General features: G+C 73.4%; 15 protein-coding genes. 1 reads left to right on the top strand and 14 read right to left on the bottom strand.

Translation table 11 applies throughout. The features are described from left to right. Positions 1-53: 53 nt before the first annotated feature. The 3 genes from glgP to AC559T_RS24490 form a co-directional block, all read right to left on the bottom strand. Positions 54-2,618: an alpha-glucan family phosphorylase gene (gene glgP / locus AC559T_RS24500; RefSeq protein WP_112108181.1), complete on the bottom strand. Its 2,565-nt coding sequence runs from the start codon at positions 2,616-2,618 to the stop codon at positions 54-56. 181 nt (positions 2,619-2,799) lie between these two features. Then, the gene (acs, locus tag AC559T_RS24495; RefSeq protein WP_498870225.1) at positions 2,800-4,809 is read right to left on the bottom strand and encodes an acetate--CoA ligase; all 2,010 of its coding nucleotides are present in this window, start codon (positions 4,807-4,809) and stop codon (positions 2,800-2,802) included. A 166-nt stretch (positions 4,810-4,975) separates the two neighbouring features. Continuing rightward, positions 4,976-5,329: an antibiotic biosynthesis monooxygenase gene (locus AC559T_RS24490; RefSeq protein WP_235014519.1), complete on the bottom strand. Its 354-nt coding sequence runs from the start codon at positions 5,327-5,329 to the stop codon at positions 4,976-4,978. Positions 5,330-5,342: 13 nt separating this feature from the next. Between AC559T_RS24490 and AC559T_RS24485 the strand changes: the two genes are divergently transcribed. Continuing rightward, positions 5,343-5,492 (top strand): hypothetical protein, encoded by a 150-nt coding sequence (locus tag AC559T_RS24485; RefSeq protein ID WP_235014521.1) that lies wholly within the window; start codon positions 5,343-5,345, stop codon positions 5,490-5,492. Positions 5,493-5,557: 65 nt separating this feature from the next. Here the strand turns inward: AC559T_RS24485 and AC559T_RS24480 are convergent, their stop codons facing one another. From AC559T_RS24480 to AC559T_RS24430, 11 genes are all read right to left on the bottom strand, one after another. After that, entirely contained in the window at positions 5,558-6,421 is an 864-nt protein-coding gene (locus AC559T_RS24480; RefSeq protein WP_498870224.1) for a sucrose-6-phosphate hydrolase, read from the bottom strand. Next, on the bottom strand, positions 6,418-7,587 hold the full coding sequence (locus tag AC559T_RS24475; protein WP_071066006.1) for a cysteine protease StiP family protein: 1,170 nt from the start codon (positions 7,585-7,587) through the stop codon (positions 6,418-6,420). The genes AC559T_RS24480 and AC559T_RS24475 overlap by 4 nt, the downstream gene beginning before the upstream one ends. Continuing rightward, positions 7,584-8,960: a phosphoribosyltransferase family protein gene (locus AC559T_RS24470; protein ID WP_368954419.1), complete on the bottom strand. Its 1,377-nt coding sequence runs from the start codon at positions 8,958-8,960 to the stop codon at positions 7,584-7,586. Before AC559T_RS24470 ends, AC559T_RS24475 begins: the two co-directional genes overlap by 4 nt. A 14-nt stretch (positions 8,961-8,974) precedes the next feature. Beyond that, on the bottom strand, positions 8,975-10,168 hold the full coding sequence (locus AC559T_RS24465) for an HpcH/HpaI aldolase/citrate lyase family protein (protein ID WP_112108182.1): 1,194 nt from the start codon (positions 10,166-10,168) through the stop codon (positions 8,975-8,977). A gap of 360 nt (positions 10,169-10,528) precedes the next feature. Next, positions 10,529-12,331, bottom strand: a complete 1,803-nt coding sequence (locus AC559T_RS24460; RefSeq protein WP_071066004.1) for a glycoside hydrolase family 26 protein — start codon at positions 12,329-12,331, stop codon at positions 10,529-10,531. Between the two features lie 587 nt (positions 12,332-12,918). Continuing rightward, positions 12,919-16,983 (bottom strand): zinc ribbon domain-containing protein, encoded by a 4,065-nt coding sequence (locus AC559T_RS24455; RefSeq protein WP_498870223.1) that lies wholly within the window; start codon positions 16,981-16,983, stop codon positions 12,919-12,921. Positions 16,984-17,115: 132 nt separating this feature from the next. Continuing rightward, a complete protein-coding gene (locus AC559T_RS24450) occupies positions 17,116-18,858 on the bottom strand; it encodes an Hsp70 family protein (protein WP_112109413.1) in 1,743 nt (580 codons plus the stop codon). 214 nt (positions 18,859-19,072) lie between these two features. Continuing rightward, positions 19,073-22,012 carry a hypothetical protein gene (locus AC559T_RS24445; protein WP_498870222.1) on the bottom strand — a complete coding sequence of 980 codons (2,940 nt, stop codon included), beginning with the start codon at positions 22,010-22,012 and terminating at the stop codon, positions 19,073-19,075. A 166-nt stretch (positions 22,013-22,178) separates the two neighbouring features. Further along, a complete protein-coding gene (locus AC559T_RS24440) occupies positions 22,179-22,859 on the bottom strand; it encodes a TerD family protein (protein ID WP_112109412.1) in 681 nt (226 codons plus the stop codon). A gap of 96 nt (positions 22,860-22,955) precedes the next feature. Further along, complete coding sequence (locus AC559T_RS24435; protein WP_071065999.1) at positions 22,956-24,158, bottom strand: DUF475 domain-containing protein; 1,203 nt, start codon at positions 24,156-24,158, stop codon at positions 22,956-22,958. 402 nt (positions 24,159-24,560) lie between these two features. After that, positions 24,561-25,136: a TerD family protein gene (locus AC559T_RS24430; protein ID WP_020458691.1), complete on the bottom strand. Its 576-nt coding sequence runs from the start codon at positions 25,134-25,136 to the stop codon at positions 24,561-24,563. Between the last annotated feature and the right edge of the window lie 277 nt (positions 25,137-25,413).

Here is a 25,413-nt window from a genome sequence, read left to right as displayed (position 1 = left end):
CCACACCGGCCGCCCTGGGCCCGGAGGCCGGAGGCCCAGGGCGCGGGGGTGGGTCAGGGGTTTGTGACCAGGCCTAGTTCGGCTGGGCTTGCGGTGAGGCGATGGCGGGGCAGGACTCGCACCGTGTAGCCGAAGGGGCCGGTCCGGCCGAGCGGGATCGTGCCCTCGTACCGGTGGCCGTGGCCACCCTCCCCCTCACCCACGTCGGTCAGCGGGAGCGTGCCGGGCGCCATGATGCGGTCGGTCTCGTCCACCCGGCCGTAGGAGGCGATCACCTCGACGTCGGCCGGGTCGAGCCCGCCGAGGTCGACCGTCGCCCGCACGACCAGCGACTGGCCCACCTGGGGGGTGTCCCCGAGCCCGGCCGAGTCGACGTTGAGCACGTGGACGCCCGACCAGGCGCTGCGCACCCGGTGCTTCCAGGCCGCGAGGTCGCGCGCCCCGGCGAGGTCGCCCTCGGTGGCCTGGCGGGCCGACACCCCGGCGGGCACGTAGTAACGCTCGACGTACTCGCGCACCATCCGGGTCGCCAGCACCTGCGGGCCGAGCGTGGAGAGGGTGTGCTTGACCATCGCCGTCCACCGCGGCGGGGCGGACGTCGGCGTCGCCCGGTCGTAGAAGCGCGCCGTCACCGTGTTCTCGAGCAGGTCGTACAGGGCCGCCGACTCGATGTCGTCGCGGCGGTCGGGGTCCTCGACGCCGTCCGCGGTCGGGATGGCCCAACCGTTCTGACCGTCGAACATCTCGTCCCACCAGCCGTCCCGGATGGAGAGGTTCAGGCAGCCGTTGAGCGCCGCCTTCATCCCGGACGTGCCGCACGCCTCGAGCGGGCGCAGTGGGTTGTTCAGCCAGACGTCGCAGCCGGCGTAGAGGAAGCGGGCCATGCCGATGTCGTAGTCGGGCAGGAAGACGATCCGGTGGCGCACGGCCGGGTTGTCTGCGAACTGGACGATCTGCTGGACGAGCAGCTTGCCGCCGTCGTCGGCCGGGTGGGCCTTGCCCGCGATGACCATCTGGACGGGGCGGTCGGCGTGCAGCAGGAGCCGCTTGAGGCGCTCGGAGTCACGCAGCATCAGCGTGAGCCGCTTGTAGGACGGCACCCGGCGGGCGAACCCGATGGTGAGCACGTCCGGGTCGAAGACGGACTCGACCCAGTCGAGCTCGCCGGGGGCCGCGCCGCGCTGCAGCCAGGAGACGCGGACCCGGCGCCGGATCTCGGCGACGAGCTGCTCGCGCAGTTCCCGCCGGGTCGCCCAGATGGCCTCGTCGGACACCTTGTCGAACCGGATGAAGGCCTCGGCGCCGCCGCTGAGCAGGCCGGGGCCGGGCTGGCGGTCGGCCAGCTCGGTGATCGAGCGGGAGACCCAGGTCGGGGCGTGCACGCCGTTGGTCACCGAGCCGATCGGCACCTCGGCGTGGTCGAAGCCGGGCCACAGGCCGGCGAACATCTCCCGGCTGACGATGCCGTGCAGGCTGCTGACGCCGTTGGAGCGCTGGGCCAGCCGCAGGCCCATGTGGGCCATGTTGAACACGTTGGGGTCGGGCTCGGCGCCGAGCTCGAGCACCCGGTCGACCGGGACGCCGGGCCAGCTGTTGTCGCCGCCGAAGTGGCGGGCCACCAGGTCCTTCGGGAACCGGTCGATACCGGCGGGCACGGGCGTGTGGGTGGTGAACAGCGTGCCGGCGCGGGCGGCCTCCAGCGCCTCGTCGAAGCTCAGCCCGGTCTCGGTGAGCTCGCGGATGCGCTCCAGCCCGAGGAAGCCGGCGTGGCCCTCGTTGGTGTGGTAGACCTCCGGCGCCGGCGAGCCGGTGACGGCCGCGTAGGCGCGCAGCGCGCGGACGCCGCCGATCCCCAGCAGCATCTCCTGGAGGAGCCGGTGGTCGGTCCCGCCGCCGTAGAGGCGGTCGGTGACGCCCCGCTCGGCGGACTGGTTGTCCTCGACGTCGGAGTCGAGCAGCAGCAGCGGGACCCGTCCGACCTGCGCCTTCCAGATCTGGGCGTGCAGGGTGCGCCCCTCGGGCAGGCCGACGGCGACCTTCACCGGGGCGCCCTCGGCGTCGGTGAGCTGCGTCAGCGGCAGGCCGTGCGGGTCGATGCCGGGGTAGCGCTCCTGCTGCCAGCCGTCCCGCGACAGCGACTGGACGAAGTAGCCGGCCCGGTAGAGCAGGCCGACCCCGATGATCGGCACCCCGAGGTCGCTGGCGGTCTTCAGGTGGTCGCCGGCGAGGATGCCCAGGCCGCCCGAGTACTGCGGGAGGACCTCGGTGATCCCGAACTCCGGCGAGAAGTAGGCGATGGCGCTGGGTGCGCCCGGGATCGCCTGCTTCTGGTACCAGAGGTCGGAGGTCAGGTACTCCTGCAGGTCGTCCGCGGCGTCGGAGAGCCGGCGCAGGAACTTCCGGTCGGCGGAGAGCGCCACGAGCCGATCGTGGTCGACCTCGCCGAGCAGCCGGACGGGATCGCCCTCACAGACCCGCCACAGCTCCGGATCGACCGACTCGAACAGGTCGAGGGTCTCCGGATGCCACGACCAGCGAAGGTTCAGAACCAGCTCGCCCAGCGCAGCGAGCTGCTCCGGGAGCTGGGCACGGACAGTGAATCGGCGCAGCGCTCTCACGAGACGGGAAGCCTAAACAGGGTGCATGAACTCGCCGCACCCGGGTTCGACCCGCCGGTTGCCGAGCCGCAACAACTTCTCCACGATCCCCCCAGGACGGATATTCCGCACTCCGCGCCGCCCGTCCACCGCGCGGTGGACGGGCGGCGGGGACGGACGGCGGGGACGGACGGGACGGCGGCTACTCGTCGGGGGCGGTGGCGACCTTCTCGGCGAGCGCGGACATGACCGCCGGGTCGCGCAGGGTCGTGACGTCACCGAGCTCGCGGCCCTCGGCGACGTCCCGCAGCAGCCGGCGCATGATCTTGCCGGACCGGGTCTTGGGCAGGTCGTCGGCCCAGATGATGCGGCGCGGGCGGGCCAGCTTGCCGATCCGGTGGGCGACGTGGTCCCGGAGCTGGGAGACCATGGCGTCGTCGCCGACCAGCTCGCCGCGCAGCGTCACGAACGCGACGATCGCCTGGCCGGTGTCCTCGTCCGACTGGGCCACCACGGCCGCCTCGGCGACGGCCTCGTGCGCGACGATCGCGGACTCCACCTCGGCGGTGGACAGCCGGTGCCCCGACACGTTGATCACGTCGTCGATCCGGCCGATGATCCAGAAGTAGCCGTCCGTGTCGAGCCGCGCGGCGTCGCCCACGACGTAGGTGCGGGGACCGAACCGGGAGAAGTAGGTCTGCACGAACCGCTCGTCGTCGCGGTAGAGCGTGCGCAGCATGGACGGCCACGGGCTGGTGATCACCAGGACCCCGGTGCCCTCGGTGACCGGCTCGCCGTCCTCGGACAGCAGCGCCGGGCTGATCCCGGGCAGCGGCGTCGTCGCCGACCCCGGCTTGGTCGATGTCACCCCGGGGATCGGCGAGATCAGGATCGAGCCGGTCTCGGTCTGCCACCAGGTGTCGACGATCGGGCAGCGCCCGCCGCCGATCACCTGGTGGTACCACAGCCAGGCCTTCGGGTTGATCGGCTCGCCGACCGAGCCGAGCAGCCGCAGCGACGACAGGTCATGCCGCTCCGGGTACCGCGCTCCCCACTTGATGCACGCCCGGATGGCCGTCGGCGCGGTGTAGAAGACGGTGACCTTGTACTCGGCGATCAGCCGCCACCAGATGTCGTAGTCCGGGTAGTCCGGCGCGCCCTCGTACATCACGCTCGTCACGGCGTTCGACAGCGGGCCGTACACGATGTAAGAGTGGCCGGTGATCCAGCCGACGTCGGCGGAGCACCAGTAGACGTCGGTCTCCGGGTCGATGTCGAAGACCGTGCGGTGGGTGTACGTCGCACCGAGCAGGTAGCCGCCGGTGGTGTGCAGGATGCCCTTCGGCTTCGCCGTCGACCCGGAGCTGTACAGGATGAACAGCGGGTGCTCGGCGGAGAGCGGCACCGGCGGGCACAGCGGCTCGGCGGCGGCGAGCAGCTCGTGGTACCAGACGTCGCGACCGGCCGTCATCACCGTCTCGGCCCCGCCCACCGGCCCGGTGGAGCGGACGACCACGACGTGCTCCAGCTTCGGCAGGTCACCCAGCTCGGCGTCCACGCCGGCCTTGACCGCCGCGGTGCGGCCCTTGCGGCGGGCCCCGTCCACGGTGATCAGCACCTTGGCGTCGGAGACCTCCATCCGCTCCCGCACCGCGGACGGCGCGAACCCACCGAAGACCACGTTGTGCACCGCGCCGATGCGGGCGCAGGCGAGCATGGCCACCGCGACCTCGGGGATCATCGGCAGGTAGATGCCGACGACGTCGCCCGGGACCACCCCGAGGGAACGCAGGCCGTTCGCCAGCCGCTGGGTGTCGGCGAGCAGCTCGGAGTAGGTGACGGCCCGACGCTCACCCTCCTCGCCGTGCCAGTGGTAGGCGACCCGGCCGCCCAGGCCGGCCGCCACGTGCCGGTCCAGGCAGTTGGCGGAGACATTGAGCTCGCCGTCGTCGAACCACTTGTAGAAGGGCGGGTTCGCGTCGTCGAGGACGCGGGTGAAGGGCTTCTGCCAGGTCAGCAGCTCGCGTGCCTTTCCCGCCCAGAAGGCCAGCGGGTCGGCGGCGGCCGCCGCCACGTCGGCGGCGTACGGCTGGCGACGGGCGAAACCCGGCGGCGGGTCGAAGCGCTCCACGGTCTGCAGGCGCTCCAGCTCGGCCTCGAGCGCTCCACCGGCGCCGCCGCCGTCGCCGTCCGTCCCGCTTCCTGCGTGCATGCCTGCCACGGTCACGCGTTCCTCCTGCGTCGGCGAAGGCCCGAACAACGGCAGCCCGGACAACGCGGTCACCTACGGTTTCACCGGTGTATCACGAAGCCCCGCGACCTCCCAGGGCCACCGGGCCGCACGGGCGGCCCGGTTCAGCGGCGGGCGGGCGGGGCCGTCAGCCGACGGTGAGCGCGAGCAGGACCATCATGGCCTGCTTCCAGTTGGGCGACGGCGCACCGTCGGCGCCGTCCCCGAACCGGAACCAGCCGCTGAACGACAACCCCACGGTGCGGACGTCGAAACCGGCGAAATGCCGCCGCCCGTCCGCGAGGAGTTTCTCCCGGGCGGCTGAATCCAGCCATTCCTCCAGGTGCCGCATCGAGTCGTACCGGAAAAGCGCGACCCAGTGCTCCTGCACCCCGGGAACCGGCCGGAAAAGTTCGTATCCCAGGAATCCCGGCGACCTCGCCTGCACCCGGCGTGCCTTCTCCTGCCAGGTCTCGAACTCCCGCTCGTGCCCCCGGCGCACGACACCCGACCTGGTGCGGATCGGCTTCGACGACGCCTACCCGTACGAGGACTTCAGCCGTCCCGTGAACGAGCGGGGCATCCACATCGAGCAGGTCTGCCAGGAGGTCGACGCGACGGCGTACGCGGCCTGGAACGCCAGGCCCGACCGCCACCCCTGCTGACCCAGCTCCGGTACTGACCCACCTCCGGCTCGGCTCGGCAGGAGCGCGGCCCCGGGCCGCGATGGTTACCGGGCCGGCTCGGGGTGGGAGGTTGACCAGGTGTGGAGGAGGGTCAGCAGTTCCTCTGCCGCCAGGAGGCCGGTGGCGGTGGTCACCGTGAGGTTCGGGGCCTGCCAGCCCTGCTCGTGCAGCTCCCCGTGCGCCGGTCGGACGGCCAGGTCGGCGGCGGCGAGCATCGGCGCGTCGAGGACGGAGTCGCCCGCGGCCAGCACCCGGGACGCGCCGGCCCGGCGGGCGACCTCCGCGACGGCCGCCTGCTTGGTGAGGGCCGTCGGAACGAGGTAGACCTTGCGGCCCTGGGTGGACAGCGACCACCCCGCCGACGCCACCTCGGCGGCGACGTCGGACAGGTCGGGAATCGCCTCCCGGCTGTGCGCGACCAGGTAGACGAACAGGCCGTCCGCCACCCGGACGATGCGGGCCCATCCGGCGGCGTCGAGCCGGGCGGCCAGGGCCTCCATCTCCGCCAGCGGCGCGCAGGTGCCCGTGAGTCGGGCCGCGACCTGCTCCGCCCAGGCGGGGTCGGGCTCGCCGTCGACGAGCAGGTGCCCGCCGTTGGCCGCGATCGCGAACGCGGGGCGCACCCCGAGGTCGATCCGCCGGTACTGGGCGAGGGTCCGTGTGGTGACCGGGACGAAGACCGCCGTCCGGTGCAGGCGGGCGAGGATGTCGAGCGCGCGGGTGGTGGAGTAGGCCGAGGGGACGCCGTCGATCCGTTCGACCAGGGTCACCTCCGGCTCGGCCGTCCCGGAGGCCAGCCGGAAGGACTTCCGGGCGAAGATCAGCGTCTGGTCGAGGTCGCAGGCCAGCAGGTGCGGACCGTCCGGCGCCGGCACCGGCACCGGCGCGGGGCGGGGCGGGGCGGTCACGGCGTCTCCGGACGCCAGCGCGCCGCCGGGGTGTGGAACACCGGTCTCTCGCCGTCCGCGGCGCGTACCGGCCGCACCAGGCCGACGCAGGAGAAGGGCAGGTCGGCCATCTCCTCCACCGGCACCCCGCGCGCCTCGGCCAGCGCCAGGACGTGCGCGAGCTCGTCCAGCCGGTCGGGGGCGACGAGGATGCGCCACGGAACCCGGCGCAGCAGCACCCGGGTGGCCTCGCCCACCCCGGGCTTCACCATGATCACATCCGGGATGTCGAACCGCTCGGCGATGCGCTCGACGGCGGCCCAGCCCTCCCAGGTCGGTGTCCGGTCGGCGGCCCACAGCCGGGGCCAGGCCGCCTCGACCTCGTCGGCCACCTCGTCGAACCGGTCGACGACCGTGTCGATGAAGTGCCGGGAGAGGTCGTGCGGGAGGAGCTCCCGGTAGAACTTCGCGCCGTGGAAGTCGTCCGGGCCGATGTGCTCGGCGTTGAGCACCGTCCGGCTGACCAGCCCGCTGACCGTGGAGTTCAGGCAGGCGCTGGGGATGAGGAAGTCGTCGCGGGTGCCGAACAGCGGCACGCAGCGGGCCGGGTCGGCGAGCACGGCCAGGGTGTCGTCGACGCCGAGGCCGCGGACCGCCTCGGCCAGCACCCGGGTCATCACCCCCTTACCGGTCCATCCGTCGACGAACTGGATGGCCGCGCGGTCGTGACGGTCGGTGATGTGGCGCAGGGCGTTCATGTCGACGCCGCGGTCCTTGATGACCGAGATCGCGTAGTGGGGGACGTCCAGGCCGTGCCGGAGCGCGTACCAGCGACGCATCAGGATTCCGATCGGCGTGCCCGCGCGGGCGATCGAGGCGATCACCGGCGCGGGCTTGGTGTGCCGGACGAGCTCCGCGACGATCCCGGTCGCCAACGCCACCCGCCGTGCGGACCGCTCCAGCGCCTGGTGGTAGATCCGCAGGTAGGCGGCGTCGGGCTGGTACTCGATCGGCAGGTCCTCGGAGTAGTGCCGGCCGGACTGGAAGCCCTCCTCGCGGTCCTCCGTCGGCCGTTCGAGGTTCGCCGCGCTGAGGTCGGTGAGCAGGAAGGTGACATCCTCGGGCAGGTAGGAGCCGGAGCCGATCAGCGTTCGCCCGCCGGTCACGACGGGCCGCACCGCGCTCACCGGGCGTCCTCGGCGCCGCGCGCCGCCGGCACGTGGCAGGGGATGGTGACGACGGTGACGTCGGCGCAGCGGCGCAGCTCGGTGAGCAGGCCGTCCAGGTCGGGGCCGTCGGGGACCGGCCCGCGGTCGTCCATCCCCGAGTCCACGACGAGCACGATGTCGTCGTAGCGGCCCGGCGTCACGTTGTACACGTGGCTGACCCGCTCGGGGCCGTCGGGCGCCGGGAAGGTCAGCGCCGCCCGGATGGCGTAGCCGTCGACGTCGAGCGGATGGACCGGGGAGCGGGTCGTCGACTGGTAGACCACCCTGCGCCCGGTCAGTTCCGCCAGGCCGTCCGCCAGCCGCATCGGCACGTACATCAACTCCTCGGTACCCAGGACCAGGATGTCCCCGCCGCGGGCGGGGTCGGGCAGTCCCGCCAGGACGTCCTTCGCCACGGCCGGAACCGCGTCGGTGAGGCGCTCACGGGCGGCCGGGGACCAGCCGTGGCGTGCCCCGTCCGGCAGACCCGCCGGCCAGCTCACCGCCACCCGGGTGACCCGGTGCTCCGCGCGGCCGCCGTCATCGTCGGCGACGCCGTCGCCGCCGCCCTCGGCAGGGGTCGGGGCGCCGAAAGCGGCGCGGATCCGGCTGGCCCGGGCCGTCACGTCCGCGGGCACCGTGACGGTCGCCGCGACGAGGGAGACGACGTCCAGGCGGATGCCGAGCTCGGCGGCGAGGGCGTCGAAGGCAGCCCGGGCGGACGGCGGCCGGGCGTCGACGAGCGCCGCCACTGCGTAGTCCGTTCGGGGGGCGAAGGCATGCAGGATGCGGATGGTGCCCATCGCCGTCCGTCCGGTCGACAGCTCGTCGTCGACGAGCAGCAGCCGGCCGGGGGTTTCCAGCACACCGGGATCGGCGGGCATGAGCCAGTGGTGGGTGGCGTGCGAGTGCGACTCGACGAATTCCAGGACAGGCGTGCTGCCCGGTACCCGGCGCCGCGTCGTGTGCAGGTAGTGGCTGTTCGGCAGGCCGTCGGCGACGGCGTGCCCGAGCGCGGTGGCGGTCTCGCAGTACCCGATGACGAGCGGGACCTCGGCCGCCCCCGGCCCGGGGCCGGCCCACCGGGCGGGTGCCGGCAGGGCCCGCACCCGTTCGGCCAGGCGGGCCGCCGCGTCCAGCGCGGTAGCCGGCGGCACCGGCAGGTGCTTGCCGAGGACCCGGCTGACGAGCAGGTGCGCCCGCAGCGGGTTGCGGCGCAGCGCCAGCCCGACGAGCCGGCGCAGCTCGGCCGCGTCCGCGGGCGCGGCCGGTTCGCCGCCGCGTACCTCGATCCCCAGCCCGAGCTCCTCCCACAGCCAGTCGGGGTCACGCGTCCGGTCCTGGCCGAGCATCCGATCCTGCCCGGTCACCGCAACGCGTCCTGCGTCGCGGCCAGAACGTCGACGAAGGTGAGGCCCTCGCGCAGCACGCCGAAGGCCCGTGCCCGCCGTTGCACGGCCTGCGCCCACGGCCGGTGCGGGCGCAGCTCGTTCATCTTGTTCGCGTAGCTGCTCGGCCGGACGCCGCCCGCGTCCCCCTCGAGGACCGCCTCCGCGTCCTCGTACTCCTCCTGGGTCACGACGTACAGGGCGTGGACGGCCGGCACGTGGCTCGGGTGGATCACCGTCTTGCCGATCAGTCCGTTGGCCTTGTCGAGGACGACCTCCCGGATGAGCCGGTCGAGGTCGGCCGAGACGAGCTCCGTGCGGATCCGCGCGCCGCGCTCGCTGCCGTCGACGAGGTCGGCCTCCTCGAACGGCGTCACCCGCAGGGAGCTCACGAACAGCCGCTCGGGCTGGGCGAAGTACTCCCACACCGGGCCGGTGACGACGTGGTCGCCGCCGCGGGCGCAGATGTTCACGATGTCGGCGATGCAGTCACGTACCACCGCGATGTCGTAGATGGTCAGGTCACGGTCGCGGCGCAGGCCGAACACCCCGGACAGGTCGGTGGCGCCCAGCCGCACGGCCAGCACGTGGTCGGCGTGCTTGTCGACGAGGCGGCGCACGGCCGTCAGCGCCTCGATCCTGGTCTCGCGGTAGATCACCTGCGGGCTCTCCAGCACGGGCATCGCCCACAGCAGCCGGCCGAGGGTGTCGGACCCGCGCAGCACCGCCTCGAGCGCCGCCTCGCCGCTCTCCTCCCCGAACTTCGGCAGGACGAACCCGGCGAGCAGGGAGCGCGCGGGCCCGCCCAGCCGGGCCAGCAGCGCCGGGATCTGCGCGACGGCGCGCACCCGGACGAACAGCAGCGGCAGACCGTCACCGCAGACCGGCGGATCCTCCCCCAGGTCGGCGAGCGCCGCGGCCACGTTCGACTCGGCCCCGAGCACCTCGTGGTCGGCGATGGCGTCCTCCAGGCAGAGGACCATCGAGGTCACCCCGGCCGCCACCTGGCGGCGGACGTCCGAGGCCAGTCGCGGGCGGGTACCGGGGGCGTACAGGGTGGCGCCGAGCGCGGTGGCGACGAGCCGCCGGTCACCGCCGGTCGTGATCTCTTCCGGAGCTCGGTGGAACAGGGTCCTGGCGGCCTGGCCGTCCAGGAAGCTGAAGTGACGCAAGCGGCGCGCTCCTGTCGAGACGATCCGACGATCCGGGGACGGACGATCCGGCGGGCCTGCGCGAGCGATCCCGCGAGCCCTCGTAAGCGGGAACCGCAACCGCGCAGGTCACAGGGCGGGCTTGGACATGGTGCCCGGGGCTGACGCTACCGCGCCACTCCGGGAGTTCGACACGAAACAGCACACGACGCCTCCGTGCACAGGTGTTGGTCGGCAGACGAACGGGCCGTCACCCCCGCGATGCCGGGGTGACGGCCCGTTCACTGAAACGAACGATCATCTGTGTGCCGAGAGCGGTCCGCCGTTCGGACCGGGCTGCTCAGCGCTGCCCGGAAGACGAGCAGCGCTGAGTGGCGCCGTTCAGAGCGAGCCGAACAGTTTCTTGTACAGGGCGGACGCCTTCGGGTTCTGGCCGCCGTTCATGATGGTCGAGCAGACGTTGCCGGGCGCCGCGTCGTGGAAGTACGCCTCGTACGCCATCACGTCCGCGTACTTCGTGAACGTGTCGAACATCTTCTGGATGTAGAAGGGGTTGTCACCGCCGCCGTTGCGGCTGCACGAGGACACGCCCCATTCGCCCACGCCCACCTTCTTGCCGTGCTGGCGGGCGAACTCAAGCAGGTAGCACAGGCCGTTCGGGTCCTCGCACTGCTTCTTCCAGGTGGCCTCGTCCCGCGACGGCGGGTACCAGTCGTAGGAGTCGATGCCGACATAGTCGACGTACTCGTCACCCGGGTAGGCCGCCCACGGGGTGCCCCCGTTGGGAACCGGCGAGGCGTGCGCGTTGAACGTCCAGTCGATCTTCACCGCGGGGTCCGTCGAGCGGATGGCGGTCGAGATCTTGCGGAAGCAGTCGCGGAACTCCGTCCCGGCCGGGTCCGAGTGCCAGTACATGAACTTGCCGTTGAATTCCCAGCCGATGCGGACGATCGAATCGGCGCGGCCGTTGTTCTTGAGGAACGTGCCGAAGGTCTTCCAGTAGCTGTCGTACTCGCCGCGGGCGCAGGCCGCGTTGTTGCCCTGGCCCTTCGGATAGGTCGGCTGGCTGATGATCAGCTTGCCCGGGAAGGCCTTGTACAGGTCCAGCGGCCAGCGCGGCTCGACCATCGCGTTCCAGCCCTGGGTACGGACGGTGAACACGTGCGCCACGTCGTTCGCCCGCCCGCGCCACGTCCCGAAGGACATGACCTGCGACAGGACGTGCGACGGGTAGACGCCGGACATCCAGGGCAGGCCGGAGAGCCGGCCGGTGCCGCCGGTGGTGGTGCCGGTGCCCGTCCCGCTCCCCGCCGACGGCGCGGCCGTGGGCGCTGGCGCGGGTACGGCGGTCGGCGCCGGCGAGCCCCGCCGGCCGGTGCTCGGGGGGGTGGTGGCCCGAGCGGTGCCCGTCGGCTCCGAGCTGGTGGGCCCGGAGGCCGTGGGCTCCGAAGTCGTGGGCTCGGCGGTCGTCGGCGCCGGGGTGGCCGCGGGGCCCGGGACAGGACTCGCCGTCGGGGCTGGTGCGGGGACCTCGGCGCCGTTGGCCGCCCCGTTCGCCAGGCCCGGCGTGCCAGCGTCGACGACGTCGAGCGTGCCGCTGGCCTCCACCGACTCCTGCTTCGCCGTCACGGTCACCCGGCCGGAGAAGCCAAGCGGCACCTGGAAGCCGAGGATGAACCGGCCGTCCGCGCCGGACCGGGCGCTCGCGGAGCCACCGAGGTCGGTGGTCGCGGCGGTGACCGCCACGTCCTTGCCGGGCCCGAAGCCACGCCCGCCGACGAGCACGATGTCGCTGTCGAACAGGACGAGAGTCAGTTTCGACTGCCCGGCGGTGGCCGGGCCGGAGGTCAGGCCGGCGACCGGGACCTGCTGGTCGGCGACACCCCCGGCCGACGAGGACGGCACGGGCGACGAGGTTCCGTCAGCCTCCGGGGTCGTGCCCACGGTGGGTGACGGTGTCGGTGTGGCGGCCGTCGGCGCGGCACCGGCCGGTGCCACCAGCGGCAGGGACAGCGCCAGCACGAAGCCGGCTGCCAGGCCCAGCCGCGGCCCACGGCCGAAGCGGTGCCGGCGGCGCGGCCGCGGCGGCCGGGACGCCGGGGCGCCCGCGGGATTCCGGCCGAAGCCGAACCGGGAGGTGCGGTCGACCTGAGGGGTCGGTCGGCCGCCGGGTGTCGAGGCCATGCTCGCGCGCCGCCTTTCGGTCGTGGCGTCGGACGGAGCATCGACGGACAAACAACTCGGCACACGCGGGAAACCGGCTGTGCGCGGTCTCCCTGCGGCTCGTCCCCTCCGGGCCACCACCACCGTGGTGGGACCCAGCGTGCCGCCTCGGCGCCAGAGCCGACGGCGTCCGACGGATTCTCCGGCTGCAACGGCCGGATCCGGCAGAATCCGGCCTTACCACCCTGGGACTGATCGAAAGTGCCCCAGAGCTGATCGAAGCCATCGTAAGGGACTAACCAGAACGGGGGTGGTACTACCCCGGAAACAGCTGGTGCGATAGGAGGAAAGTGCCAGCACGGCAAATACCATCCATAACACGACAGCCAAAGTAACGGATACACAACAATCCGATCATCTTTGGCGATCCTGCTCACAACGACGGGCGAACAGCGAAAGAGTTCACGGTTCGTCCGGAACACACGAGGACGGCGGTGACAGCGCGGCTGGTTGTCACCAAGCAGGTCGGAGCGCACGCGACCGTCGCAATCGCCCGCCACCGCCCCGCGGGTGGCGGGCGAGACCAGGGCCCTCGTCCGCGGGGACGCTCAGCGGACGACGAGCATCGGGTCCTCAGGATGGTCGATCCACACCGCCGGAGCACCCGGCGTGACCACCGGCAGGAGCCGGACCCCCCACGGGAGCTGCGCCCCCTCGAGGGTGACCTCCATGGTCCACGACCCCGAGCTCGGAGCCGGCTGCAACTCGGCCAGCACCTGTCCCTCGGCCGGCGACCCGGGCGGCTCCTCGCCGGGCCGCGCCAACAGCACCAGCCGGGGGGCCGGCCCGGTCACCCGCACCTGGACGCGCAGGGTCCGCCGGCGCCACCCCGCCTTCGACACCGAATAGGTGACGGACGTCAGCTCCGCCGGCGGTGGCACCGGCACCGGCGGCTGGAGCTGGGCCGGAGAACCGAACGGCGCGGGCGGCCCGGGAACCAGGGCGTGGCCCTGGGTCTGGGCGGGTGCGGGGGGCGGCGCGGCGAGCGTGCCGGGGCCGGGTGCGCCGGGACCGGCCGGCGCCACGGGGTGCACGCCGACGTCGGGCGTCGCCGGACCCGTCCCCATGCCGGGGTGCGCCCCGGACGTGGCGGCCGCCGGTCCCGACCCGGGTGCGGCGGCGCCCATCGGGTCCGGCATGCCCATCGGGTCCGGCATGCCAACCGGGTCAGCCGCGGGCCGCGGGCCGGCGGCTGACCACTCCTCGTGTCCCGGACGCTGGTCCGCCCCGGACTCGTCCGACGCCACGGGCAGCGGCATTCCCACCGTCGGCGGGCCCACAGGGCCCCCGCCAGTCCCCGGCGCGCCGCCTCCGGCGCTCGGCCCGCCGGGCCCCGCCGGACCGCCGGGGATCGGAAGGGCACCTGTCGCCGGCGGAGGGCCCGGCACCGGCGACGCGCCGGGAGCGGGCTGCGCACCCGAAAGCGGCTGCGCACCCGAAAGCGGCGGGGCACCCGTGAACGGCTGGGCACCGGGAAAGGGTTGGGCTCCGGTCACCGGCGAAACGCCCGGGGACGGCAGGACACCCGATACAGGCGGACCGACCGGAGACGACGGACCGAGCGGAGACGCCGGACCACCTGGGGACGACGGACCGACAGGTACGGGAGCTACGAGCGGAGCGCCCCCGGGCGCCCGGACGGTCTCCGGGGACGGCATGACGTCGATCATGACCGGCCGGGCGTCCGCGGACACCGCGGGCAGCGGTGGCCCACCGGCCGGCGGGCCACCGCCATGGCCGGGAGCGGTACCCCCGTGGCCCGGCGGGGCGGACTGCGCGGGACCGAGCCCGGCGCTGGCGGGATCGTGACCACCGTTGCCGGGACCGTGACCACCGTTGCCGGTCGGGAAGTCGGCGATGCCGGTGGTGAACTCGGAGACGTCATGCGTCACCACCGGGAAGCGGTGCGGAGCCGAGCGGCCGAGCACACCGAGACCACCGACGACCGTGACCGGGGTGTAGATCAGCTCGCCGGTGCCGGGAGCAAGCGGGACCGCCGCGTCCCGCAGGTGGCCCTGCCGGCTCGCGCCGACCAGTCGCAGCGGTGGTGTCAGCGCGGCGAGCGGGACCTCGGCGCCCTCGCCGCCCAGCAGCGCCAGCGGGCCGGAGCTCGGCTCGGGCCCCCGCCCGAACTCCCCCGCCCCGACCGACACCGCGCCGGCGCCAAGCACCCCGGTGCCGTGCCCACCGGAACCGTGCCCACCGGCACCCTGCCCACCGGCACCGTACGCACCCACGCCATACCCACCGGCCCCGTTCGCACCGGAGCCCGACCCGTCCGCACCGGGACCACCCGGGTGGAGAGCGCCGACGGCGCCGCCGGACGGGGGGACGGCCGTCGCGTAGACCCGCACCTCGGCCCCGGAACGCGGCGTCCACCGCAGGGCGACCTGCCCGTCCTCGGCGCCGACGACCAGGTCGGTGACCGGTCGCGGCCGGGTGAGCAGGCCGAATTCGGCCCGCGACCCCGAGGTGCGGGCGGCGCTGCCGTCGACGTCGGTGTACTCGACGAACACGCGGTAGCGGTAGCCCACACCGGGCAGCACGTCGGAGTCGAGGAAGCTCCCGCCGGTCACCCGGGCCCGGCGCGGCGGGGCGGAGACCGACGAGTCGGGATCGACCGTGCGCTCGATCGTCACGGTGTCGGACGGCCCGCTCGGCCGCCAGGTGAGGCGGACCCCGGTCGGGGTCGCCTCGGCCCGTAGGTCGGCGACGTCCCGCACGGCGATGACCGGCGCGGTGCTGACCGGCCGGGAGCGCCGCTCGCCGGAGAGCGCGGTCACCTCGTGCCGGACCGGCGTCCACGGTGGGGCGCCCGCGTCGGCGAGCTCGGTGGAGCTGGTGGTGCCCAGGCCGCGCCGGGTGAGCTGCCCGGAGCCGGGGTCGACGGCGACCCGCTCCACCCGGTAGGTGACCGGGCCGGCCGAGGCGGACGGCCGCCAGCGCAGCAGGACCGCGTCGTCGGCCAGCACGGAGGTCAGATCGGTCGGTGGCTGCAGCGGCAGAGCAGCGAGAGCGCGCAGCGCGTCCGCGCTGTCGACGGCGGTGGCGAGCACGGCGACCAGCGCGGCCTCCTGCTGCTCGGGCGGCAGGCCGCGGGCGGCCTCGACCCGGCGCCGGATGACGGCCTGTTGCGCGGTCAGCTCGCCGAGCACCTCGGCCGGCGGGCGGCCGTCCGGCCCGGGGACGTCCGCCGCGCGGGCGACCAGCCAGCGGGCGCGTTCCACCGCGGCGTCGGAGCGCAGGGTGGAGCGTTCCTCCGCCAGTGCCCGCCAGCCCGCCTCGGCGGCGCCGAGCCCGGCCCGGACGAGCGACTCCAGCTCGTCGGCGGCCTCCGCCGTCCCGTTGCCGGCCCCCGAGCCGGCGGCCGCGACGGCCGCGCGCACCCGGGCGAGGCCGTCGCTCGCCTCGCGGGGGCGGCCGGCCTCCAGCGCCTGGCGCACGGCGGCGAGCGCGTCGCCGGCGGCCCGGACCTGGCGCAGGCTGTACCCGCAGCGCCGGCAGGTCACTGCGGCGGCCTCGGTGAGCGAGGCGCACCCGGGGCAGGTGGTGTAGAGCCCCGCGTCGCAGTACCGGCAGGTCCGCGAGCCGCCGACCGGCTCGGGACGTCCACAGCCGGGGCACAGCACGTAGTCGACGGCGCCGCCGGTGCTGACCGCGGCGCCCAGGTTGCGGGCGATGCCCAGGATGACCGTCTTCGCCTGCTCGGCGCCCAGCCCGCGGCCGGCGGCCAGGGCGGCCCGGACGAGCCCCTCGTAGGCGACCGCCGTCAGCTCGCCGTCGAGCACGACGTGCTCCTCGACGATCGGGCGGAGCTCGTCGGCGACATCGGCGAGCAGACCCGCGGTGTACGCCGCCGGGTCACCCTCGACCAGCCGGGAGCGCACCATGGCCAGCAGGTCGGCCGTCAGCGTCTTCTCGCGGTCGTGCGGGCGCCGGGCGTTGCCGGCCGCCACCGCCTCCCAGGCGGAGCGGATGCGGTCCGGCCCGGCGTCGGGCGGCAGACCGAGGAAGTCCCACAGGGAGGCGGTGCCGGCCCGGTCTCCGCCGCGCAGGACGCGCAGGTCCTCCAGCCGCTGCCGGATCTGGCTGCGGACCTCGGGGGCGAGCGCCTCGACGCCGGCGCCGCCGCCGTCCGCGATGATGACCTCGCGGCCCAGCCGGGCGTCGAACTCGGCCCCGGTCACCCCGGCCGCGGCCGCGAGGCGGCGCAGGCCGGCGACCCTGGAGGCCGGGATGCCACCAAAACGATCACGCAGTGTGACGAGGTAGCCGTCGACCTTGGCGAGCCGCTCGGCGTCGCCGTTGCGCCGGGCATCGAGGACGGTGTGCCGCAGGCGGGCCCGGGCGTCGCCGTCGAGCAGCGGCGCCTCCCACTCACCGCGGCGGCGCACCAGCTCGGTGGCCAGCGCCGCGTACTTCGCCGAGTTGCGCTCACGCTGCAGGAACGCCATCACCCGGGCGAGCTGCGCGGCGACCTCGGAGTCGGTGTGCTCGAGCAGCGGATCAAGGTCCGCGACCAGGTAGGGGTCGGCCGTGTCCACCGGGGTCCGGGCACGCAGCGGCGCCAGGACCCGTCGCCGGTAGCCGCTGCCGTCGAACGCCGCGCTCACCGTTTCACCCTCGTTCCGCCACCGCCCGCACGCCCGGGCACACCCGCTCCAGGTCGAGGGTACGGATCTCGGCTCGGGCCGCGGTCACGGTGGTGCTCATCCCCGCGAGCACCACCGCCGCCCCGACGGAGATCAGTTCCGTTGCTTGAGGAGATTGACCTTGGCCGATTCCTCGGTCTTCATGCTCTCGCTGCCGACCCCGGCCTTGACCCGCAGGACAAGCGGCTCGGAGGCGCCCACATGGGTGGCGGTGACCTGGATGGTCTGGTCCCGGCCCATCTCGAAGGTGACCTCGACCGGTGTCCCGCGGGGATGACCGGCCGGGATGCCACTGATCGCGCCGGCCACGATCACCTTGTTGTCCTCGATGCGCGTCGACTCGACGCCGGTGCCCTGCTCGAAGACCCGGATGTCGACCTCGGACTGGTCGTCGGAGATCGTGTAGAACGTGCGCTTCACCTGGATCGGCAGGGCGTCGTTCTGGTGGGCCAGAAATGCCGCCACCGCGCTGCCGCGATCTTCCGCGAAGATCCCGAAGCCACGCGAGGTGACATCCGTCACGCGGGTGCGCACGAGGTCGACCACCGACGAGGTCGTCAGCCCGGCGGCGGACGCGCTCGCGGCGGCGGCGACCTCAAGGTCACCGGTCGCGGCCGCGTCGAGCTGCTGGTCCGGACGCAGCCGTCCGCTGGCCACCAGCTCCGCGCGGACCTCACGCTCCAGCGCCTTCTTCTGCCCGTAGACCGCCGCGCCCTTGGCGACGGCGAGGTCCGGGTCGACCAGCCGGCAGGTGAGCCCGAAGGTCTCCCCCAGCCGGCGGGCGACCGCGGGCAGCTTGCTCATCCCGCCGACGAGGAGACAGAGGTCGATCTTGTCGACGCCCTTCTCCTTGGCCCGCTGCAGGACCGCGCCGGTGAGGTCGATCGTGCGCTGCAGCAGCGGCCCGGTGATCTCCTCCAGCGTCGCCCGGGTCACCGGCACGCTGCTCCGCCGCCCGCCGTGCATCACCAGGACGTCCACGCTCTCCCGCCCGGACAGCGCGAGCTTGGCGTCCTCGGCCGCGGTGAGCAGCTCCTGCTCGTCGTGGACGTCGTCGAGCGGGTCACCGGCGTCCGGCTGCTCCTGGACGAACTTCTGCGCCAGGTAGCGGACGATCTCGTTGTCCCAGTCGGCGCCGCCGAGCTCGTGGTCGCCGTCCGTGGCCACCACGGTGATGTCGTTCTCGCTGAGCCGGATCACCGTCGTGTCGAACGTGCCGCCGCCGAGGTCGTAGACGAGCACCGTCGAGGTGGACTGGCCGTCCTGGGCGAACCCGTAGGCGAACGCCGCCGCGGTCGGCTCGTTGATGATGTCGACGACGTTGAGGCCGGCGAGCTCGCCGGCGAGCTTGGTCGCCTTGCGCTCCTCGTCACCGAAGTAGGCCGGGACGGTGATGACCACGTCCGTCACCGGGGTCCCGGTCGCCCGCTGCGCGTCCGCGGCCAGTGCCTTGAGCACCAGGCTGGACACCGACGCAGCGCTGTACTCGACGTCGTACGCCACGAACCGCCAGTCCGAGGCGCCCATGTGCCGCTTGACGAGCCGCGCGACGTCGTCCGGGCGGATGCGCGCCTGACGCTTGGCCTGGGTGCCGACCACGAACGACGTCGAGCCACCGCCGCCGGACGCACCGGCCACCGCCCCTGCCGTGCCGGCCGTGCCGCCTTCCGCGCCGCCCGGGCCACCGGCGGCCACGCCGTCGAAGAGGACCACCGAGGGGGTCGTCGGCTGTGACTCGATGTTGCGGATCACGTCCGGGCGGCCGTACTCGTCGACCTGGGCGATACACGAGTAGGTGGTGCCCAGGTCGATTCCGAACACCTTGGTGCCTGCCACCGTCTGATCTTCCCTTCACCTGACGACTGCTGCGGCCGGCAGACCACGACCGGCGACGCCCCCACCCGGCCGGCTTACGTGCCACCGGCTCCGCCGCCGGCGGCGTGCGCGCCGGCATCTGCCTCATGATGATGACGCGCGCGTGCCGGGCCGTCGGAGCCGGCCGTCCCCCGGGCCGTCCCGCCCCGCCGGAACGCCCGGTCGGGACGCCTGGTCAGAAGGCCCGGTAGACCTCGGTCTCGGCAGGTCGGACGACCATGGACTCCCCGCGGACGAAGCCGGGACGAACCGTCCGGGCGACCGTTCCCTCCAGCGCCGGATCGTCGGTGCCGACCCGGCGGACCCCCAGCGACCGCCCCGGATCGAACGGGTCGCCGGCCGCCGGCGCGTAGGGACGGACGTCCGCGGCCAGGTCCAGGATCTGGAGCAGCTGCTTGCGCAGGATCCCGGCGACGCTCTGGGCGTCCTCGGCACCGAGGCTGCTCATCTGGTCGTACAGCCGGACCAGCCCGCGCAGCAGCGGGGTCATCGCCTCGGTCAGCTCACCGCCGCGCAGCCGGCCGTTCTCCGCGTGCAGGCGGTCGACCAGCTCGGCGTCGTGGCGGCGCAGGCGGACGAGCTCGTCCACCCGATCGGCGAGGCGTTCCAGCACCTGCCGGTCGACCAGCGCCGCGGCGGACACGTCCACTCCGGCTCCGTTCATGACGGCTCCGTTCAAAGCACCGTCCACGGCGGCGGCCGGCGGGGCCTCGTCCGACGGGACCGCGCCGGTCACGGCCGGGCCATCGGTGTCCCCCACCGCCAGGCCCACCGGGACCGCGGCGGACGGCACGACCCCGGCACCCACCGAAACGGCGCCCGCCGGCCCAGCGCCGGCTGACCCAGCGCCGGCCGGAACGGTGCCCGCCGGAACGGTGCCCGCCGGAACGGTCTGCGCGGGCACGGCGTCCGCGCCCGATCCGTCGATCACGTCCGCGTCGGCCGGCCGGCCGGTGCCGTCGAACGGCCCCCGCTCGAAACCGAGGCCGAGGCCGGTGCCCGGCGGTGGTGCGCCCAGCGCCTGCGCGCCGGCCCCGTCCGCCGTCCTGCCGGTGCCTGCCTCGTCTCCTGTCAGGAGATCATCTCCCGTCAGGAGGTCATCGAACGCCACAACATCATCGGATGCCGACAGATCACCGGACGCGACGACGTCGTCGGGCTCCAGCAGCTCGCCGGACGCCACGACCTTGCCCGCCGCGGCATCGCCCGCCGCGGCATTGTCCGGCACAACACTGCCCGGCACGATGTCGCCCGCCACGACGTCGCCTGTCGCCACGACATCGCCGGCCGCCACGACATCGCCGGCCGCCACGGCGTCGTCCGCCAGGTGGCCACCCGGTGTCGGGAGGTCACCCGGCACGAGGACGTCCACCCGGTCCCGCGCGGCGAAGGCGTGCTCCGCTGCCGGGTAGTTCCCGATCGGGTCCCCGGCGTCGTCGAGCTGGCCGGGGACGCGGCCGGCGGGGGCGTCCCCGGCATGCCGGTCGGACGCGCTCCCGCCGAGGATCTCGTAGTCGAGCAGGTCGAACTCGTCCCGACGGCTGGCGGGACGGGCCCCCGTCGAGTCCCCGCCGTCCCCGACCGGGGCGTCCGGCATGCCGGCGGGCTCGGTCGACTGGCGCACGTAGCGCCGGAAGAAATCAATCTTCTGCGCGGGCATCGGCGGCAGCTCGGCACCGCCGCGATCGCCGGCTCCGTCGTAGCCGGCGGCGGCTGTGTACTCACCGTCGCCGGAGTAGCCGGTGTCCCCGCCGTAGCCGGTTCCGCCGCCGGGCGCGAAAGCGGTGCCGCGTCCGGCATCGGCCTTCGCCTCGTAGGCGGCGCCACCCGCGTAGCCCGCATCATCGGTGTAGTCGGCGCCACCGGCGTAGGCGGCGTCGCGCCGGTATGCCGGGCCGTCGGGGAAGTCGCCCTCGCGTTCGTACCGGTCGGACCCGCGGGCGTACGGCGCGGCATCCGGGTGGCCCTCGCCACCGGCACGCGGGCCCTCCCCCGAGTACTCCTCGTCACCGGCGAACGTCGTGTCCCTCGGGTACTCCGCATCTCCCGAGAACTGGGAGTCGCCCGAGAACCGCGGGTCGTCCGAGAACTGGGAGTCGTTTGAGAACCGCGGGTCGTCCGGGTACCGCGCCTCCCCCACGAACCGCGCGTCACCTTCAGTGAACCGCACGTCACCGGAGTACTCGGCGTCGCCGGAGTACTGCGCACCGGCCGGGTAATCGGCCTCGGCGACGTACTCCGGCGTACCGGGGCCGTCCGGGACGAACTCCGGGTCGCGGGCGTATCCCGGCGTGCCGGCATACGCCGCGGCACCGCCGCCGTCCCCGGCGTACCGGGGCTCGCCCCGGTAGCCGCCGTCGTCGGGATAGCCGCGAGCGGCGTTGTAGCTGGTCCGGCGCGGGAGCGGGGGCTCGCCACCGCGGATGTAGTCCGCCTCGCCTGTGAAAACCGCCTCACCGGGGAAGCCGGGAGCGTCGGCGAACCCGTCACCGCCCGCGTACCGCGGCCCGCCCGGGTACCCGGGACCGCGGTCGTACTCGCCGTCGGCGGTCTCGGGCCGCCGGTAGCCGTCGCCCGCGTACCGGTCCTCGCCCTCCGGCCCGGACTCGTACGTGCTCTCCTCGTACCCGCCGCCGGCGTACCCGGGGTCGCCGTACCCGGGGTCGCCGTAGGCCTCGTCCGGGTAGGCGGAGCGGTAGCCCGCCTCCGGATCTCCCTCGCCGCGGTCCGGTGGGCCGTACCCGGCGCGCTCGTAGGTGTCCGGGGCGAATCCGCGACCGCCCCCGGCCGGCGCGCCCGCGCCACCGGAGTCGGAGCGCTCGCGCCCCGACCGGCCGCCCGGCAGCCGTGACACGTAGCCCCTGGGACGGAGGTACTCCCCGTCGCCCGGGTCGGTGCCGTCGTCCGTGTCGTACCAGGCGGACGTCCGCTCCGGCCCGTCCGACCGGGGCTCGCCCCGATCGTCCTCACCCTGCTCCCGGGTGTCGGGCAGCTCCTCGCCGGGCAGGTCCTCAGGGGCGAACCAGCGGTAACCACCGGCGCCGCCCCGGCCCTCGCCCGCCTCACCCGGGCCGCCGGAGCGGCCTGACCGGGAGGAACGCCGTGGCTGGAACATGGAGTAACGCCCCTCCCCGTCAGGCGGCGGCAACGGACGGGTCATCCCGGTGCGTGGGCCCTGATCACGACTGATTCCCGGCTACTGCGGACAGCCTGCCCGGTTCCGGCGTTCCACTCAACTCCGGGTCCGCCCCTCGCACCGCGGGACGGGCCGCGGTGACCGGTCACTTGCGGCCAGCGGTCCAGTCCAGGCCCCACGAGTACGCCTTGTCCAGCTCGCGGTGTCCGCTGACATACCGGACCTCCCGGCTGACGGAGAAGTCACCACCGGTGTTCGTCAGCAGTGCGATCGCGCACATCCGGGCGCCGCCGGCCCGCTCGTCGAGGCGGACCTCGATCGGCGCGCCCTGGGCCGGGGTCAGCGTCACCACGGCGTCGGCCTGGTCGAAGGAGGCCACGCCCTCGTAGATGAAGGCGAAGACCAGCAGGCGACGGATCTCACCGATCCGGGCGAGGTTGACGTGCAGGTTCTCACCGCCGGTTGCGGCCCCGGTCCGGTCGTCGGCGTCGAGGTTGACGTACGGCGGGTTGTCGAACGAGCCGAAGGCGTTGCCGAGCGCCTGGACCACGCCGGAACGGCCGTCCGCCAGCTCGAACAGGCAGGCCAGGTCGAGGTCGATGCCGCCACTGCCGGCGCTGAGCACCCGCTTGAGGAAGCCGCCCTTACCCCCGCCGCCGCCGCCGGTCCCGGTCTGGTTCCAGTTCAGGTTGACGTGCAGCCGCCCGCCGCCACCCTGCTTGCTCAGCGACACGGTCGGCGTGGACTTGGTCAGCGTGACCTTGCTCAGTGACACCGGCGGCCCCGCCGCCGGTGCGGCGGGTCGTTTGCTGTAGTCGATGCCCATGTTCCGCTCCCTTGCGGTCGGTGGGTGATGGCAGTGGGTGACGGCGGTGGGGTGGTCGGCGGTGAGATAGGTGGTGGGTGGTGGTCGGTGGTGACGTCAGCTCCGGGTGCCGACGACCGGCGCGCTCTCGGGATCGCCGGCGTCCCCGGACTGGTCACCCGCGGCCGCGTCGTCCCCGCCGTCGAGGTTCTCCTGCCGCTCCTTCGAGCGGTGGCGGATCGAGGACAGCAGGGCCAGCCCGATGAACGCCACACCGATCAGCCCGGTGACGATCTCGTGCACCTCGGTCTCGATCGAGACCGCCAGGATGACGGCGAGCGCGCCGATCGCGTAGTGCGCTCCGTGCTCCAGGTAGATGTACTCGCCCAGTGTCCCGCGCCGGACGAGGTACACCGTGATCGACCTGATGTACATGGCGCCGATACCCAGGCCGGCCGCGATGATGAAGATGTTCTGCGAGATGGCGAACGCCCCGACGACGCCGTCGAACGAGAACGACGCGTCGATCACCTCGAGGTAGAGGAACAGGAAGAAGGCGGCCCGGCCGGTCGCGAGGACCACGTCCGAGGTTCCCGTGGTGCGACCGGGTGCCGTGGTCTTCCCCGCTGCCGAGCCGTCGACCCCGGCCTTCTCGTCCTCGTCGTCCTCGTCGTCGTCCGCGCCGATTCCGCGGGCCTCGAAGAACTCGCCCAGCCCGCGGACACCCAGATAGGTGGCGAGACCGGCGACCCCCGCCGTCAGCACCTGCTGGGTGTGGTCGCCGGAGAAGGCCTCCCCCACGACCAGCAACGCGACGAGCCCCAGCACGACGGACACGACGTCGAGCTGGCCGGCCCGGCGGAACGGCTCCTCGATGCGCTTGATCCACTGGATCTCGCGCTCCGGGTCGAACATGAAGTCAAGGAAGATCATAAAAAGGAAGATCCCGCCGAAGGCGGCGATCGAGGGGTGCGCGTCGTGCAGCCGGGCCCCGTACTCCTCCTCGTGGTTCAGCGCCAGGTCGAAGACGTCCACCGGGCTGAGATGCGCCGTCAGCGACACGATCACGATCGGGAACAGCAGCCGCATCCCGAACACGGCGATGATGATGCCGACGCTGAGGAAGATGCGCTGCCAGAACTCGCTCATCCGGCGCAGGATCGTCGCGTTGATGACCGCGTTGTCGAACGAGAGGCTGATCTCGAGGACGGCGAGGATGGCGACGATCGCCGCGGCGTCGCCGCCGCCGATCACACCAGCCCCCGCGACCCCGATCACCGTGATGGCGAGGGACCAGCCGAAAATTCGAAGTGCGTGCACTCCTTGAAACACCTCCCGGACCGGCTCACAGTGCTTCGACAGGCGTTTACGGACGAGCTCCGCGGTCCGTACGGAACCCACCACACACAACGTCACACACTGTCGCCGACCGCTGCGTCCAGCTCACCGGGCGGTGTAGGTCCCGCGGTCGAGCGAATCGTAGCCAGGTACGGGTCACTCGGCACGACCGAAACCCGACAGGCACCCACCTTCCCCACCGTCCGTACACGACTGGATCCATCGGCGCGAACGCGTCGCAGGGGGCCGGCCCGTGACCCGCTCGAGCTCCCGGCCGGGGCCCGCCGGCGGAGCCGGAGTCGATGCCGGGGTCAGCGCCAACGCCGAGGATCACCCCGGGACCAAGTCGTCCCGGGGTGATGTCGCGCACGCGGACGCGAACCGTCAGACGTTCACCCCGTAGTCACGGGCGATTCCCGCGAGGCCGGAGGCGTAGCCCTGGCCGACCGCGCGGAACTTCCACTCCGCCCCGTGCCGGTAGACCTCGCCGAAGACCATGGCGGTCTCGGTCGAGGCGTCCTCGGTGAGGTCGTAGCGCGCGATCTCGGCCTGGCCGGCGGCGTTCACCACGCGGATGAACGCGTTTCGCACCTGCCCGAAGCTCTGCGAGCGCGAGTCCGCGTCGTAGATGGAGACCGGAAAGACGATCTTGTCGATCTCGGTCGGGAGGCCCGCCAGGTCGACGTTGATCTTCTCGTCGTCCCCCTCGCCCTCACCGGTGAGGTTGTCGCCCTGGTGCTCGATCGCGCCTTCCGGGCTCTTCAGGTTGTTGAAGAAGATGAAGTGCCCGTCCGAGACCACCTTGCCGTCCGCCCGGCACGCGATCGCGCTGGCGTCCAGGTCGAAGTCGGCGCCGGTGGTCGTCCGCACGTCCCAGCCGAGACCGACGATGATGTTCGTGAGACCGGGCGCCTCCTTGGTCAGCGACACGTTGCCGCCCTTGCTGAGGCTGACTCCCACTGCTCCTCCAGGTTCGGTGTTGTCGGATGCTCGCCGGGCCGGCTTCCCAGCCGGCCCGGCGCTGTCGCCCGCGCGCGGTGGTCGCGCCGGGGGCGGCGCGCCGCCCCCGGCCGCCCAGGGGTCCGGGCGCCGGCAGCGTACTGCGTCACACATCACGCCCCGGGCCCTCGCGGGTCCGGTGTGTCCGCCTCGGACCCTCGCGGGCCCGGTCTGGTCACCTGCGTCACATGTCCAGCCGCGCGCGAGCCGGCGGGACCTGCCCGGCAGCGACGCGTGC

Source organism: Frankia sp. Hr75.2 (genome assembly GCF_949319125.1).
Classification (GTDB): domain Bacteria; phylum Actinomycetota; class Actinomycetes; order Frankiales; family Frankiaceae; genus Parafrankia; species Parafrankia soli.
The sequence above is the reverse complement of the archived record's forward strand: the minus strand, read 5'-3'. Positions and strand labels throughout refer to the sequence as shown.